The 15,794-nt window shown below is 49.0% G+C and carries 13 protein-coding genes; 7 read left to right on the top strand and 6 right to left on the bottom strand.

All coding sequences use genetic code 11. The annotated features are described in order from the left end of the window. Positions 1-3 precede the first annotated feature (3 nt). Positions 4-981: a phosphoserine phosphatase gene (gene serB / locus HYN51_RS11990; protein WP_108900244.1), complete on the top strand. Its 978-nt coding sequence runs from the start codon at positions 4-6 to the stop codon at positions 979-981. Positions 982-1,342: 361 nt separating this feature from the next. Further along, positions 1,343-2,722, top strand: a complete 1,380-nt coding sequence (gene radA, locus HYN51_RS11985; protein WP_108900243.1) for a DNA repair protein RadA — start codon at positions 1,343-1,345, stop codon at positions 2,720-2,722. Between the two features lie 422 nt (positions 2,723-3,144). Here the strand turns inward: radA and HYN51_RS11980 are convergent, their stop codons facing one another. Together HYN51_RS11980 and HYN51_RS11975 are read right to left on the bottom strand one after the other, a co-directional pair. Further along, on the bottom strand, positions 3,145-4,599 hold the full coding sequence (locus tag HYN51_RS11980; protein WP_108900242.1) for an FGGY-family carbohydrate kinase: 1,455 nt from the start codon (positions 4,597-4,599) through the stop codon (positions 3,145-3,147). 42 nt (positions 4,600-4,641) lie between these two features. Then, the gene (locus tag HYN51_RS11975; RefSeq protein WP_108900241.1) at positions 4,642-5,934 is read right to left on the bottom strand and encodes an MFS transporter; all 1,293 of its coding nucleotides are present in this window, start codon (positions 5,932-5,934) and stop codon (positions 4,642-4,644) included. A gap of 465 nt (positions 5,935-6,399) precedes the next feature. On the opposite strand from HYN51_RS11975, the gene HYN51_RS11970 reads away from it, so the two are divergent. From HYN51_RS11970 to HYN51_RS11950, 5 genes are all read left to right on the top strand, one after another. Further along, positions 6,400-7,185, top strand: coding sequence for an SDR family oxidoreductase (locus HYN51_RS11970; protein WP_108900240.1), 786 nt, complete (start codon positions 6,400-6,402; stop codon positions 7,183-7,185). A 90-nt stretch (positions 7,186-7,275) separates the two neighbouring features. Then, entirely contained in the window at positions 7,276-8,730 is a 1,455-nt protein-coding gene (locus tag HYN51_RS11965) for an FAD-binding oxidoreductase (protein WP_108900239.1), read from the top strand. Between the two features lie 109 nt (positions 8,731-8,839). Then, positions 8,840-10,216, top strand: coding sequence for an MFS transporter (locus HYN51_RS11960; RefSeq protein ID WP_192878487.1), 1,377 nt, complete (start codon positions 8,840-8,842; stop codon positions 10,214-10,216). Continuing rightward, positions 10,194-11,021, top strand: a complete 828-nt coding sequence (locus HYN51_RS11955; protein ID WP_108900237.1) for an electron transfer flavoprotein subunit beta/FixA family protein — start codon at positions 10,194-10,196, stop codon at positions 11,019-11,021. The genes HYN51_RS11960 and HYN51_RS11955 overlap by 23 nt, the downstream gene beginning before the upstream one ends. Beyond that, a complete protein-coding gene (locus HYN51_RS11950) occupies positions 11,021-12,010 on the top strand; it encodes an electron transfer flavoprotein subunit alpha/FixB family protein (RefSeq protein ID WP_108900236.1) in 990 nt (329 codons plus the stop codon). Before HYN51_RS11955 ends, HYN51_RS11950 begins: the two co-directional genes overlap by 1 nt. A gap of 45 nt (positions 12,011-12,055) precedes the next feature. Here the strand turns inward: HYN51_RS11950 and HYN51_RS11945 are convergent, their stop codons facing one another. From HYN51_RS11945 to HYN51_RS11930, 4 genes are all read right to left on the bottom strand, one after another. Next, positions 12,056-12,622 carry a glycerol-3-phosphate responsive antiterminator gene (locus HYN51_RS11945; RefSeq protein ID WP_108900235.1) on the bottom strand — a complete coding sequence of 189 codons (567 nt, stop codon included), beginning with the start codon at positions 12,620-12,622 and terminating at the stop codon, positions 12,056-12,058. Between the two features lie 113 nt (positions 12,623-12,735). Continuing rightward, a complete protein-coding gene (locus tag HYN51_RS11940) occupies positions 12,736-12,999 on the bottom strand; it encodes a ferredoxin family protein (RefSeq protein WP_108900234.1) in 264 nt (87 codons plus the stop codon). An 8-nt stretch (positions 13,000-13,007) separates the two neighbouring features. Then, a complete protein-coding gene (locus HYN51_RS11935) occupies positions 13,008-14,294 on the bottom strand; it encodes an FAD-dependent oxidoreductase (protein ID WP_108900233.1) in 1,287 nt (428 codons plus the stop codon). 396 nt (positions 14,295-14,690) lie between these two features. After that, positions 14,691-15,692 (bottom strand): zinc-binding alcohol dehydrogenase family protein, encoded by a 1,002-nt coding sequence (locus tag HYN51_RS11930; protein ID WP_108900232.1) that lies wholly within the window; start codon positions 15,690-15,692, stop codon positions 14,691-14,693. Positions 15,693-15,794: the final 102 nt, after the last annotated feature.

The raw sequence follows: 15,794 nt of genomic DNA, 5'->3' as shown, positions 1-15,794 counted from the left end.
AGCATGCCAATTAGCCTGACCTATAGCGATTTACCCGCAGAAATAGACTGCTGGCCAGGGTTGCCGCTGTCATTGAGTGGTGACGAGGTCATGCCGCTTGACTATTGGGCCGGTCATACGGGCTGGCTACTGTATGGTAAAGGATTAGATAAACAGCGTTTATCCCAGTTCCAACGCAGGCTGTGTGAACCTCTGGTAGTGGTTTCCGCCTGGACGGTGGAAGAATATCAGGTGATACGCTTGGCCGGTGTGTTATCCACCAAAGCGAAGAAGATTGCAGAAGAGTATCAGTTTGATGTTGCTCAAATGGGGAATCTGCCATCATTACGTTCGCCTGGATTGCTGGTGATGGATATGGACTCTACCGCCATTGAGATTGAATGCATTGATGAAATTGCCAAGCTGGCTGGCGTTGGTGAACAGGTTGCTGAAGTCACCGAACGGGCAATGCGTGGTGAGTTGGATTTTGCTGCCAGCTTACGTCAAAGAGTGGCGACGCTGAAAGATGCGGATTCCGCTATCCTTGAGCAAGTCAGAGAAAGTTTGCCGTTGATGCCGGGGCTAACCACGCTGGTGGAAAAGCTACATGAGGCTGGCTGGCATGTGGCGATTGTTTCCGGTGGATTCACTTATTTTGCTGACCATTTAAAAGAGAGACTGAATCTGGTGTCGGTATCTGCCAATCAGCTCGGTATTAAGCAGGGTAAACTGACCGGTAAAGTCACCGGCCCGATTGTAGATGCAAAATTTAAGGCTGTTAAATTACAGCAACTGGCAGAAGAACTGTCCATCCCAATGGAGCAAACGGTGGCTATTGGTGATGGAGCGAATGATCTGAAAATGATTAAAGTGGCGAGTTTGGGCATTGCCTATCACGCCAAACCGAAGGTGTACTCTAAGGCGAAGGTAGGGATTCGGTTCGCGAATTTGCTGGGGGTGTTGTGTATTTTGTCGGCGAGTCAGAATCATGAGGGGAAATAACCCGCAGATTTGTTTTGGTGAAGGTTTCGACCGCTTCTGAATCCGGTTTCCGGATTGATTAATGTGCGGCGGTCGAGCAAGGGGCGTTAGGGCGAACGCCCCCTGCACCCCCGCGCCTTCGCACACGAATCCAGGTCGCCTGATGGCGACTTCCCTCCGCCTTCATTCGGGCTTACGCACCGGCGCAGAGCCGCTCCCTACGTCGCTGCGCCTCGCCAAACTTCCATGTTTGGCGTGCTACCCTCTTTCAGTTGTCGGCTGAATTCCAGTGCTCATTGGTAAGGTCAGGGACTAAGTACCAAGGCCAAAGGTTGACGTGTTTTTTATTGTATGAACTGTTTTGGGATATTTTGAGGTAATTATGGCGAAGCCAGCGAAACGAGCGTTTGTATGTAATGAGTGTGGGGCGGATTATCCGCGCTGGCAGGGGCAGTGTAGCGCCTGTAATGCCTGGAACAGCATTACTGAGATTCGTCTTGCGGCTGCCTCTTCATCTCGTTCTGACCGTTTTTCTGGCTATGCCGGAGAAGGGGGAGTCAGTAAGGTTCAAAAACTGTCAGAAATTAGTCTGGAAGAACTTCCACGTTTTTCTACCGGTTTTAAAGAGTTTGACCGGGTATTGGGCGGCGGTGTGGTGCCGGGCAGTGCGATTCTGATTGGTGGTAATCCGGGGGCGGGTAAGAGTACGTTGTTGCTGCAAACCATGTGTAAGCTGGCCAGCCAGATGAAGACTCTGTATGTCACCGGGGAAGAGTCGTTACAGCAGGTAGCGATGCGAGCCCATCGTCTTGGTTTGCCAACGGAACATTTGCAGATGCTGTCAGAAACCAGCATTGAGCAAATTTGCCTGATTGCAGAGCAAGAACAGCCTCGTCTGATGGTGATTGACTCTATTCAGGTGATGCATATGGCGGATATCCAGTCCTCTCCCGGCAGCGTTGCTCAGGTAAGAGAAAGCGCCGCCTATTTGACGCGTTTTGCCAAGACCAAAGGTGTCGCCATTATTATGGTGGGGCACGTAACTAAAGATGGTTCGTTGGCGGGACCGAAAGTCCTAGAGCACTGTATTGACTGCTCGGTGTTGCTGGATGGTGATTCTGACTCCCGTTATCGCACTATGCGTAGCCATAAAAACCGTTTTGGTGCGGTTAATGAGCTGGGGGTTTTTGCTATGACGGAGCAAGGACTTAAAGAGATCAATAACCCGTCGGCTATTTTCCTTAGTCGGGGAGATGAGATTACTTCCGGTAGTTCGGTGATGGTGCTTTGGGAAGGCTCACGCCCTCTGCTGGTAGAGATACAGGCGCTGGTGGATCACTCCATGTTGTCTAATCCTCGTCGGGTAGCGGTCGGCCTTGAACAGAACCGGGTTGCATTGCTATTGGCGGTGCTTCACCGTCACGGTGGTTTGCAAATGGCGGATCAGGATGTGTTTGTTAATGTGGTGGGTGGGGTGAAAGTCACCGAAACCAGTGCCGATTTGGCGCTGTTGCTCTCGCTGGTATCCAGCCTGCGGGACCGCCCATTACCGGAAGATTTAGTGGTGTTTGGTGAGGTTGGACTGGCGGGGGAAATTCGCCCGGTTCCCAGCGGTCAGGAGCGAATTTCAGAAGCAGCAAAACATGGCTTTAAACGCGCGATTGTTCCTCATGCGAATGTGCCGAAAAAGAGTATTCCTAATATGCAGGTGTTTGGGGTGAAGAAGCTGTCGGATGCGTTGAGGGTACTTGAGGATCTTTAATGTGGAAGACATGTTTATTTAGGTGAATATTCCGGCCGTAAGGACTATGCACGAATATCATCCGAGTGCTAGGCCGGGAGAGCCATGTATTTGGCTTTTGTGTGCGTCGGGCCGAGCCGGGCTAGGGACGCAAAGCCCCCCTTCAGACTGATGACAAAGTCTGGTAGTTCAATTGTTCACCTCAAGATAGCCAATCGACGGGAAGGACGGGTGTTGGGATCGTAGCAGCTTTAGCTGCCGGAGTGCCCCTAACCCGGCCAGACCCGTCGCACTCTGTATCTAAGTACAGATTGTTTACCGACCGTAAAAACACGGTGCTTATATTGGCACCGTGTTTTTACGGTCGGAATATGCACAGTTGCTGATTTATTAGGCTGGTCAGCAGTCTCAAGGGGCGCTTTGCGCCCCTTCTTATTATTAGATCACGCGTAATCCACCAGCGGGCTTAATTTTTTCAATAGCGGGTCGAAGTATTGGTTTACCTGCGTGTAGACTTCTCCATTGAGCGCATTGTAGAAACGGTGATTTTCCATATCAGGCATAAAGGTGTCTCCCATACGAACCAGTTTCTGGGTTGCCTGTTGGTAGCTGTCGAAGGCACCGACGGCCATGCCAGCGTTAATGGCGCATCCTACTGAGGCGGAGCCTTTCATCACATTTCGACTGGTTGGAATGCCAAATACATCGGCGAAGATCTGCATAAACAGATCGCTGTTGGCCCCGCCGCCAGAGATAATCAGGCGTTTGAACGGGGTATTGAGTTCGTTAGCCATCTTATCCATATGATTCTTCATGGTGAAAGCAATGCCTTCCAGCACCGAGCGGTACATATGGGCGCGAGTATGGCGGCCATCAAAACCCATCATTACGCCTTTACGGAATTCAGCTTCCGATGGCGGTGCCCAGTCGTGAATGGTGAGCAAACCTTCGCAACCGGCAGGGACTTTTGAGGCTTCCCTGTTCAGCAGTTCTTCAATACTGACACCGGTTTTATCGGCATCTGCCAGAGCAGATTCGCCAAACTGATCGCGGAACCAACTGATAGTCCACATACCGCGGCGAACACCCATGCACTCATACAGGTAACGACCAGGAATCGAGGCTTGGAACGGCCAGAAGTTTTGGGCATCTTTTACATTGGCATGACCATGCACCATCGCACCGATATAAGTACCCAGCGAAATCAGCGCGACGCCTTCATCCAGTGAACCCGCGCCTAATGCTTCAACTGCTTTATCATGGGCGGTAGCTACGACAGGAATACCGGCAGGTACGCCAATCTGTTTTGCAGCCAGTTCAGAGACATAGCCCAAAATTTCTCCCGGCTTCACCACATCCAGTACGTTTTCTCGCGTCAGGTTGCAGCTCTTCCAGACCGCTGGGTCGGTGCTCCAGTCCAGTGTATCGTTATCCATTGGCCACCAGCCAATGTAGTTGGCGCAGGTATCTTTAAACTGGCCCGTCAGGCGGTGGGTAATATAGCCTGAGGTGGTGGTGATATAACGCACCCCTTTATAGGCATCAATGTACTGATAAGGCTTGTTTAAACGTTTATCCATCCAGTTAATCACTGGATAGGCCAGCTCCCCATTCTCTTTGAGCAGTACTCGACAGCAGCGAATAATACACACACCCATCGCCAAAATATCTTCTGCTTTTCGACCCGCCTGAGAAAATTCTGTCATGGCTCTTTGGAACGCTAGCTTTAAGGAGTCCCACAGATCATCGTCCGGATGTTCTGCCAGTAGAGGGGCAGGAATGTCCATCTTACGTAATGCCTGCTTCCCTTCGCTAACCACATTACCGTCCAGATCGAATATCACCACTTTGGCACTTTGGGTACCCACATCGACACCCATCAAATATTTGTCACTCATTTTTTAACCTCATGATTAAAAATAATAATGTTCAAAATGGCGTTATTCCATTACCGGGTTTGGTATTGTCGTCTGTTGGCTGGCGCGCTTCATGTTGTTAAACAACAAGAAAGTAAACACAATCACCAGACAGGTGGCTCCCAGTCCCATCAACCACATATTGCGATAAGCTTCTGCCGGAGGCAGGGAGTCTTGCCAGTAACCGACCGTGGGATAGACAAATACATCAGGTAAGAAACCAATGACAGAGCAGATGCCGACGGTGGTTCCCATAATGTATTTTGGGGTGCGTGCTTCACCAATACAGGCGAAGTAGAGGCCTCGAGAGGCGTAGCAGGCAAAGGCCAGAAGCAGAATCAGCCCAATGCCAACCACCACGGAGCCTGGATTTTGGTTGGTAAACAACAGTGCGCCGAGGGTGATAGCACCGATCGCTGCCAGAAACTGAATGACTCGCGTCGGAGACTTAAAGCGACTGTAAGTTGTCACCAGCCCACCCAAAGGGCCGCACATGGCGCGGAAAATTTTGTTGATTACAATTCCCATATAGCTGGCGGCTACCAGCGTCATACCATACATTTCAGTAAGATAGTTGGTAGAGTAGCTAAGAATGGCGTAAATGGTATACACGCCAAAGATGATCATACTGCAATACCAGGTGGTACTGATTTTCAGTACTGACAAGATATCGCTAAGTTTAAAGGCAGGTTTATCTTTCTTCTCACCGTCACTTTCTGTTCGTGAGGTGTAACCATCGCTGACAAAGAACCAGCACAGGATGCCGAGTAGAATATACACTACGCTGTATATCATAATCACTGATTTCAGACTGCTCGGGTCATCCGGCATAAACAGTGAAAACACCCACATGGTAAATACCGCCAGCAGCATGACACCCACGCCGCGCAGACCCTCCATCCAGCCCATAATTTTTCCCTGTTCTTCATGGTTACCAAGCAGCGAAGCGGCTTTGATGGAGACGGACCACAGCATCAGGATAGTGGTGATGGCAAAGGCAACCTGAATCAGAATCATCACCCAGAAAGGCGGGTAAACTGACATGAGCAAGCCGAGTAAACCGGTCGCAATCATCGCGAAGGTCATCATTTTGCGATGGGAGAACTTATCGGCAATGACCCCACTGGGCGCGTACAGAATAATCGCAGCAATCCCGAAGGTGCTCATGATGAAGCCGATCTCGGTGTTGGTGAATCCCATAAATTTTGCCATTGGGATTTGATAAATATATCTCAGGTAAGCCAAATCAAAACTGACGCCGCCGCTGATACTGATAATCGCCAGCGTTAACCAACGGCGAAAATTATTATTTTGCATGGTGTTATCTCAGTTATGGAACATTGATTTTAGGGCAAAAAAAAAGAGAAAAGTAAGCTCCCCGCGTTGAGCGGGAAGTTACTTTTCTCGTTGTCTCTAGTAACTGTGATAATTAATAGCATGTGAGGCTGACGGCTTTCCGTGAGAGTGGTCACAATTCCCATTCTGAGCTAAATTTATTCATCTATCTTACTGATATTTTTCAATATAATGAATTTCAGCCTTACGAAGCTTGAGTGATGCCACAAATTGATACAGTAAGCTCCAGGCAATCTGGTGTTATTTAGCGCTTGAGTTTTATCAGATTGAATTTTGTGAGGATTGTCACGGAAAACCCGTTATCAGATATGTTACTACTTTAAATAGTTACTAGAGATTATGAGAAAAGTAACTTCCCGCTCAACGCGGGGAGCTTACTTTTCTCTTTTTTTTTGCGTTTTAATCAGGAATCAAAGGGGTTACACCATGTCACTGAATGCGTTGGATGAATTTTCTCTGGATTTTTTCTCACTCAAAGGCAAAACGGCGATCGTTACCGGCGGCAATAGCGGTCTGGGTCAGGCGTTTGCGATGGCGCTGGCTAAAGCAGGTGCCAATCTGTTTATTCCCAGCTTCATCATGGATAAGGGTGAAACCCGTGAAATGATTGAGAAGCAGGGGGTGAAAGTTGAGTTTATGCAGGTGGATATCACTGAAAAAGGCGCTCCGGCTAAAGTGATTGCCCAGTGTCTGAAACACTTTGGAACCGTTGATATTGTGGTGAATAACGCCGGTATTTGTAAGTTGAATAAGGTGCTGGATTTTGGCCGCGCGGACTGGGACCCAATGATTGATATCAACCTGACCGCTGCGTTTGAGCTCAGTTATGAAGCGGCAAAAGTGATGATCCCTCAACGCCACGGCAAAATTATCAATATCTGCTCACTGTTTTCCTATTTGGGTGGTCAGTGGTCACCGGCCTATTCTGCCACCAAACACGCACTGGCAGGTTTCACTAAGGCTTACTGTGACGAATTAGGCCAGTACAACATCCAAGTTAATGGTATTGCCCCGGGCTATTACGCCACCGATATCACCACCGAAACCCGTAAAAATCCTGAAACCAACAAACGCGTTCTGGATCATATTCCGGCAAACCGCTGGGGTGAAACTCAGGACCTGATGGGGGCGATGGTGTACTTAGCCAGCCGCGCTTCGGACTATGTGAATGGCCATCTGCTGGTGGTCGACGGCGGCTATCTGGTGCGCTAAGTCGATATTTTGATGTTTAGATTATTTGTTCTCCACCGTCATGGCATAAGACATGCCATAGAAATGTACTGAAAGCAGGAAGGATTAATCATGTCGCTGACAAGAGAAGCTATTGTTGAGAAGCTCAAACAGATCGTAGGCTCCGAACGAGTCATTACCGATGAAAAGGTGCTGCAGAAAAACAGCATTGACCGTTTCAGAAAATATGCCGATATCCACGGTATCTTCACGCTACCGCTACCGGCTGCGGTGGTGAAATTAGCCAATACTCAGCAGGTTTCAGACGTACTGGCATTCCTGAATAAAAATCATATCAACTGCGTGCCGCGTACCGGATCCTCTGCCACTGAAGGTGGCCTAGAAACCGTGGTGGCGAACTCTGTGGTTCTGGATGGCTCCGAGCTGAATCAGGTTATCAATATTGATATTGAGAACATGCAGGCTACCGCCCAGTGCGGCGTTGCACTGGAGGTATTGGAGAATAAACTACGAGCCAAGGGCTATACCACCGGGCACTCACCACAGTCTAAACCGCTGGCTCAAATGGGGGGCTTGGTGGCTACCCGCAGTATCGGGCAGTTCTCAACGCTGTACGGTGCTATTGAAGATATGGTGGTCGGTCTTGAGGCGGTATTCCCTGACGGTACCGTAACCCGGATTAAAAACGTACCGCGCCGCGCCGCTGGGCCGGATATTCGCCATGTGATCATTGGTAACGAAGGTGCACTTTGCTACATCACTGAAGTTACAGTGAAAATATTCAAATACATGCCGGAAAATAACCTGTTCTACGGCTATATTCTGGACAACATGAAGACCGGTTTTGATATCCTGCGTGAAGTAATGGTTGAAGGATATCGCCCATCGATTGCGCGTTTATATGATGCGGAAGATGGCTCTCAGCACTTTACTCACTTTGCTGATGGTCAGTGTGTACTGATCTTTATGGCGGAAGGTGCCAAAGAGATTGCTCGCGCGACAGGTAACGGCATTGAAACCATTGTGGCTCGCCATCCTGAATGTAAGAAAGTAGACAGTAAGCTGATTGAAACTTGGTTTAATAATCTTAACTGGGGACCGGATAAAGTCGCGGCGGAACGGGTACAGATTATGAAGACCAAGAATATGGGCTTTACAACGGAGGTTTCCGGCGACTGGCGTTCAATCAATAAAATTTATGAAAGTGTGATTCACCGCATCCGTAATGAATTCCCACATGCGGACGATATCACTATGCTTGGCGGTCACTCTTCTCACAGTTATATCAACGGTACCAATATGTACTTTGTGTATGACTACAATGTGGTGGATTGTTCCCCACAGGAAGAGATTGATAAATACCATAACCCATTGAATAAAATCATTGTGGAAGAGACCATCAAACTGGGTGGTTCGATGGTGCATCATCACGGTATTGGTAAGCATCGCGTGCACTGGACTAAAGATGAACACGGTTCCGCTTACTACATACTGAAAGCGCTGAAAGAGGTGTATGACCCGAACGGTATTATGAATATCGGTACTATCTACCCGATTGAAAGCTAAAGTGTCTCTGACCGGGCTTGTCTGTTATAGGCGGCCCGGTTTTTGTTTAAGGACTGCGAATGGTCGTTACTGCTGAATGAGAACAACTATGTTAATAGCCAACAGAACAATAGCGACACTGCCTAACCCTTCACCCGTCCGCATGGATGACATTCCCCTTAACCGTTTTCATCTCAAAATTGCAGGCCTGACTTTTGGTGCACATTTAACCGATGGCTATGTGCTAGGTGTAATCGGTTTTGCGCTGACACAAATTAGCCCTCAAATGGGGCTATCCCCCTTATGGGAAGGAATGATTGGTAGTTCTGCGCTGTTTGGTTTGTTTCTTGGGAGTCTGATTCTGGGATGGATCTCCGATCATATTGGTCGTCAGAAGATATTCACTTTCAGCTTTGTGATTATTACTCTGGCATCATTTTTACAGTTTTTTGCCTCTTCTCCTGAACAACTGTTTTGGCTGCGGGTACTGGTGGGAATTGGTCTGGGAGGGGATTACTCTGTCGGCCACACCATGCTGGCGGAATTCTCTCCGCGTAAATATCGTGGGCTACTGCTTGGTTCCTTCAGCGTTATCTGGACGGTGGGCTATGTTTCCGCCAGCTTTATGGGGCACTGGTTGGCGGATGCCGGACCGGATGCTTGGCGTTGGTTACTGGCATCGGCATCCATACCGGCGCTGTGCATTATGATTTCGCGCTGGGGTACGCCGGAATCTCCGCGTTGGCTGATGCGCAAAGGCCGCATTGATGAAGCCCACGAAATCGTAAAACGCTGTTTTGGCCCTAATGTGATACTCAATGATGAAATTCCGGTAGAAACTGCCCGCCACCTGCGTACGCTGTTTTCTGCCCGCTACTGGCGAAGAACCGCGTTTAACAGCCTGTTTTTTGTCTGTCTGGTGATCCCCTATTTTGCCATTTATACCTATCTGCCTTCTATGCTACGCGCCCTCGGCTTAACCGAGAGCTTCGCCACCGATCTGATGCTGAATGGGTTATTAATTGTGGGAGCGCTATTCGGCATTGGATTTACTCAGTTCTGTTCCCGTCGGGGCTTTTTGATTACGGCATTTGTGGTCCTGATACTAAGCCTAGTGACGCTGGCATTTGTTCCTTCCTCGCAAACCGGTCTTATGCTGTTACTGTTTGCGATTTTTACGCTGACTATTTCTGCCGTCAGCAATTTGGTGGGGGTTTTCCCGGCCGAAAGCTTTCCAACGGATATTCGTTCACTGGGGGTTGGTTTTGCTACGTCCATGAGTCGTTTAGGTTCGGCTATCAGCACCGGATTTCTGCCTATAGCGATATTGGCTCTAGGTATCCAGTACACCATGTTGATTTTGGTGGCGGTACTGCTGATGGGGCTGTGGGTCTCGGTACTTTGGGCTCCGGAAACCAAAAATCTGACGCTGGTGGGGGCGTCGACGGTGAAGAAAGTACCGCAGCAGGAGAGGAGGGCTGACTGTGAAGATTTTGTTGGGTTTTAAAGCTTCGCCTGATTTAAGCATGATGGCTGAAAAGGACTGGCAGGCTGGCGATAGCCTGCAAATTGATGTGAGCTTTACGCAAACCATGCTGAACTGTTTTGACGAAAGTGCGGCAGAGCTGATGTTAATGGTGCGCGACAGCACTGGCTGGAAAGAAGACGAACTCAGTTTGAGTGCTCTGACCATCGATGATCGCCGGGGAGAACACTACCTGAAACAGATGTATGCCTTGGGTTTTCAGTCTGCAATCAGAATCGACCCAATGTCATCAATTGATCTGCGTTTTAATCCTCTGGCAGTAGCGAAAATCATGCAGGCTTATCACCAGCAGATAGATCAGCAGTCCCTGATTGTATTGGGTATGCAAAGTAGCGAAGGGCATAACATGCAAACGGCGATGCTGTTGGCTGAACTGTTGAACTGGCCCTGCATCACACAGGTCAGTGATTTCCGTGTTATCAGAGAGACCCGGCAAGTCATCGTCATCAGGCAAACGGAAGATGAACAACAAACGCTGACTATTGAGACACCCGCAGTATTGGCGGTAGGTAATTCAACTCAGGCCAGTGCGTTGCGAGTGCCTACGCTGAAGCAGAAGCTGGCAGGGGCTAAAAACAGCATCCACCACTATTCACCGGAACAGCTTGGATTGACGCCACAGGCGTTACAGCAGGAAAATGATAAACAACTGACGAAGCTGACTCGCCAGCAAAACCGGCGGGGTGGCGTGATAATTACCGGCAGTACGCCTGAGGAAAAAGCCCGGCGGCTGTACCATGACTATTTGCAAGGGAGATTAGGCTGATGAAAGTGGCATTAATTCTCGATGCAGACTCTCCCTCCTTTTTACAGCAGGCACAAGAGATCAATCGCTTTTTGCAGCAAAGCCAACTGGCAGCAAGTGAAGTGGCTTTGTGGCTGTTTCACCGGCGTGTTCATCCGGAACGTTTGCCGCAGTTCGATTGTGCCATTACGCAGATTCAGTGGTTAAAAAGCCCGGTATTGCTGGTGGCGGAGTCGGTGTTGCCGCTGCTGGAACAGGTTTACCAAATTTATCCGGCAGAATTACTGCTTTTCTCCAGTTGTTCGCTGGGAAATGAACTGGCAACGCGTCTGGCTTTTCGCCTAAATGGGGCCTCTTGTCTGGGCGTGATGAGCGGACAAATAGATGAAAGCGGTTGTCAGGTCGAGAAGTCAGTATATGGCAACAACATGATGGCCACATTGACGCTGCGGGCTACGCCGTATTGCCTTGGGGTGGCCCGTCAGGGCGGGGCAGTCGCGCAAACTCAGGATTACCAGGAAATTGAGCAACAATTGATATTAACGGAAGCTGAAATGCCAATATGGCTGGTTGAACATCAGGTGAGCATGCCGGAAGAGCCGCCACGGCTCACTCGAGCGGAGAGAGTGCTGGCTATAGGGCAAGGTGCTGGAAATAGCCAAAACGTACAGCGGCTCAATGATATTGCCCAAGCATTGGGGGCTCAGTTAGGGGTTAGTCGTCCGGTCGCGATGAATGCTTGGAGTAGTATGTCAACCATGTTAGGCATGTCCGGCACCTTGGTTGCACCCGAGGTTTGTATTACTGCAGGTGTATCCGGCGCGGCCGCGTTTTCGGTTGGAATTCGCCACAGTAAATTTATTGTGGCGATTAACACCGATCCTGATGCTGCTATTTTTTCGCAGGCCGATGTGGGTATTGTTGATGATATGAATAGCGTATTAGAGGCGTTGGTAGACTGTGTTCAGCAGTCGAATATTCGCGGTATTAGCCGTCAATTATCAGATTGAATGGTTATCAAAGATAAGAATGTACCGGTGAGCGCGGTTACGATATTAAAACGTCAGTTGCCAGACGCCGGTATTGGTGGTGGAAACCGCGCTGGCACCGGCATTTAGAGCGTTGGTGGCATCTTCATGATCGCAAACCAATCCGCCGGCGATAATCGGTAAATCTATCTGTTCTGCCACCCATCCCAGTACTTTAGGCATGCAGCCGGGTAGAATCTCGATACAGTCAGGATTGGATTGGGCTACCTGTTTATCAATATTGTGGAATGAGATGGAGTCCAGCAGAAATATCCGGTGAATACCGTAAAACCCTTGGGCTTTTGCTGCTTTAATCATCGAGGCTTTGGTGCTGATAATGCCATCGGCGGCGGTAACCAGTTTCAGAAAGTTAATGACGATCTCTTTGTTGGAGGTTCCGTCCAAAAGATCGACGTGAATAAAGGCGTACTTTCCCGCTTTCTTGATGCGCTGAACAATGGTGCCAATATTACAGATATTGCCGTACAGGATCGAAATGATCTTGCAGTCTGACTCTAGAGCAGTGTTCAGGCTTTCAGTATCTTTTACCGCAGCAATGACGGGGTGTTGTTTCAATAACTGCAATATAGACACAGGGAAGCTCTCCATTTGGCTTTTATTATTACCGCTCAGAGCACGGTAAAAGTATCGGCGCAGGGTAGCATAACCGTGAATCAGCCTCCCTGCGGCACTTCACATATCCCGTATCAACCAAACCGAAAGGTTATTCCGTAACCCGCTGCGGGGTAGTGCCAGCGCGTCAGCGTCTTTTCATTACACAGTAACCGGCAGGTGCCACACTCCAGACAGCCATGATAGTTAAAGCTCAGGCTACCATCCTGATTGAGTTGGTAAAGTCCAGCAGGACAGGCGTTAACCAACTGCTGTAATGTCTGTCGATCCGGGTGATCTGCTGCAACGATATGCGGCTGATTTTCGTCAATGACATAGTGATTTTTACTGAGTTTCATTTCTATTTTCACAGGCTGCGCGCTCCCCCGATCAGATCTTTAAACAGTGTTATCAAGCCAGCCCGGCGGGCATGTTTCCACAGGATGTTACGCAGTGGCGGTGCTGGATGGCGATTAATTTCAAACAGTTCGCGTAAAATATCGCTGGTTATTTGTGGATACTCGGCAAAATACCGTGGATTTTTTAGCAGCGTATCGGGTAACCCGCGGTACTGTTTTAGCACCGTCCAAAGGGTGCTGTTTTCCAGATGGGTTTGGTAAGCCGCCAGTGAGGCCGCACTGAAGTCATCTTTCTGTAGCGCTATCGTTAGGGTATCGGCTACCGCCTGTGCGCTGATTACCGCCAGATCCATGCCTCGAATCGTATGACCGCTGTTTACACAAAATCCGGCGGTATCACCGGCAATCAGATAGCCTGCACCAAATGGCGGGTTAAGGGCATTGATTCCCCCTTCGGGAATCAGGTGTGCGCCATACTCCAACAGTTCTGTCTCTTTCAGTAGAGGCCGCAGGAGTGGATGTTGCTTAAAGCTCTCTAGCATTTGCGGCAATGCATTTTTCCCGTGGCTCACCACCGACAGATTACAAACTAATCCAATGGAGAGGGTATCTCGGTTGGTGTATAAAAAGCCGCCGCCTGCTTTTCCTGTAATGGTTTCTCCGGCGAACAGCCAGGCGGTTCCCTGATTATTTTCCAGTGAAAAACGTTCTTCAAGACGAGATTGGGGTAGCGCCAGCACCTCTTTAACGCCAATTCCCATAGTATGACTCGGGGGTTTTTTGACTAACTGATGCTGCTCTGCCAGCAGGGAATTTGCTCCCTCCGCCAGAACCACTGCATGGGCATACAGCCGGTCATCACCAATCTGAACGCCGCAAACGGCACCACTTTCCTGAATCAGGGCATCGACCTGAACGCCGGTCAGACATTGCGCTCCGGCATTTTGAGCCTGCACCATTAACCAGGGATCAAAGCGGGCCCGCAGTACTGAATAGGACGTGGCGTCTTGTGCAAATTCGGGATGGCGATAATCCACGGTGACACTGGTTTCATTGGTCAGCAGGCTAAGTTTTTCCTGAGTGATTTGTCGCTCAATGGGAGCTGATTGAGCAAATTCTGGCAGAATGGTTTCAAGACTATAGCTATAAAGGCGACCACCGGAGATATTTTTCCCCCCCGCCTGTTCTGCGCGCTCCAGCAGCAAGACATTTACCCCAGCCCGTGCCAGTAACAGCGCACAGGTACAGCCAGCAATTCCGCCACCGATAATGATGACATCAAATTTGTCGTCCATTAACGCATCCCGTCAAGCCACATCAGAAGGTCATTATATCATCCGTCCATGACGGTTTATTGATGCAGGCAGGGGTTATTCCAGCCAAAACCAGAAAGTTAATAGAGATAATGGATTGATTGGATTAGTAATTAGTATAAATAACACGGAAAATTAGGTACTGGAATTCGAGTGTATCAATATAATGATAAAGTTTAGAGATTGAACGCTTGTGTCTAAAAATAGTACATCGGAGGGAGAGGGTGCCGTGGGGGCGACTTGGCGCAAGCGTAGGCCCAACATACTCAGAACTTAAGTACTAATGGTCTCCCGGCCGAGCACAATAGAGATATGCACACATCGCCATTACGGCCGGAATATCCATCAATGATAATTTATCAAGTACTCAACAAGAAACTAAAACTCAATCGCTATCTTACCCGTCATATGCCCTTCTAACTGCTTCGCATGGGCCTTGGTAATGGTTTCTACGCTAAGGCCATGCAACGTGGTATTCAGCGTGCCTTTCAACTCACCTTTATCTATCATATTTGCGACCTGTTGCAATATACGACCCTGTTCCGCCATATCAGGTGTTTGGTACATGCTGCGGGTAAACATCAGTTCCCAATGCAGGGCAACGCCTTTAGTGCGAATCAGCGATTGTTCCAGCGGCTGGGCACTTTCTACGATGGAGCAGATATGGCCGAATGGTGCGATAACCTCACTCATGGATTTCCAGTGACCATCGGTATCGTTCAGACAGAAAATATAGTCAACCTGTTTGATATTGTGCTTTAACAGATTCTCTTGCAGATTATGGTAATCAACGGTCAGGTCGGCACCACGATCCAGACACCATTTTGCTGACTCAGGACGGGAAGCGGTAGCAATAATACGTACTTTGCTGCGTAACGCCGCCAGCGGAATTGCTAATGAACCAACACCACCCGCACCGCCAATAATGAGCAGGGTTTTATCGCTGCCGGCTTCCTGAATTTTCAGATGTTCAAACAGGCCTTCCCATGCGGTCAATGCAGTAAGGGGAATCGCAGCAGACTCTACCCAACTCAGGGATTTTGGCTTATGAGCCACAATGCGGGAATCAATCAGTTGATGGGTGGTGTTGCTGCCAGAACGGGTGATATCTCCTGCATACCAGACTTCATCACCAATGGCGAAACCGGTGGCTTTAGGGCCAACCGCGACGACCGTGCCTGTGGCGTCCCAACCTAAGATGCGAGGTTGTTGTAAACCATTTTTCTTCAAACCCGCGTGAACTTTGGTATCCACCGGATTCATGGCAATTGCTTTGATTTCGACCAACAGGTCAAACTCACTAGGCGTTGCTTCAGGTACCGGAATTTGAATAAATTGTTGCGGGTTTACCGGGTCGACAGCAATGGCATATTTGGACATGGGATTATTCCTTTCTGAATAGTAATTGGCATGTAGTCTAGCGGTACTCATAAAAAGTGATAAGATGAATTATGACAAACAAACTGTTTATCGTTGGTGAAC

The organism is Limnobaculum parvum (assembly GCF_003096015.2).
Lineage (GTDB): Bacteria > Pseudomonadota > Gammaproteobacteria > Enterobacterales > Enterobacteriaceae > Limnobaculum > Limnobaculum parvum.
This window is presented reverse-complemented; position numbering and strand designations above follow the sequence as displayed.

Coding starts and splice junctions, on each gene's coding strand:
- serB (WP_108900244.1), top strand. CDS start 4: ATGCCAATTAGCCTGACCTATAGCGATTTACCCGCAGAAATAGACTGC.
- radA (WP_108900243.1), top strand. CDS start 1,343: ATGGCGAAGCCAGCGAAACGAGCGTTTGTATGTAATGAGTGTGGGGCG.
- HYN51_RS11980 (WP_108900242.1), bottom strand. CDS start 4,599: ATGAGTGACAAATATTTGATGGGTGTCGATGTGGGTACCCAAAGTGCC.
- HYN51_RS11975 (WP_108900241.1), bottom strand. CDS start 5,934: ATGCAAAATAATAATTTTCGCCGTTGGTTAACGCTGGCGATTATCAGT.
- HYN51_RS11970 (WP_108900240.1), top strand. CDS start 6,400: ATGTCACTGAATGCGTTGGATGAATTTTCTCTGGATTTTTTCTCACTC.
- HYN51_RS11965 (WP_108900239.1), top strand. CDS start 7,276: ATGTCGCTGACAAGAGAAGCTATTGTTGAGAAGCTCAAACAGATCGTA.
- HYN51_RS11950 (WP_108900236.1), top strand. CDS start 11,021: ATGAAAGTGGCATTAATTCTCGATGCAGACTCTCCCTCCTTTTTACAG.
- HYN51_RS11940 (WP_108900234.1), bottom strand. CDS start 12,999: ATGAAACTCAGTAAAAATCACTATGTCATTGACGAAAATCAGCCGCAT.
- HYN51_RS11935 (WP_108900233.1), bottom strand. CDS start 14,294: ATGGACGACAAATTTGATGTCATCATTATCGGTGGCGGAATTGCTGGC.
- HYN51_RS11930 (WP_108900232.1), bottom strand. CDS start 15,692: ATGTCCAAATATGCCATTGCTGTCGACCCGGTAAACCCGCAACAATTT.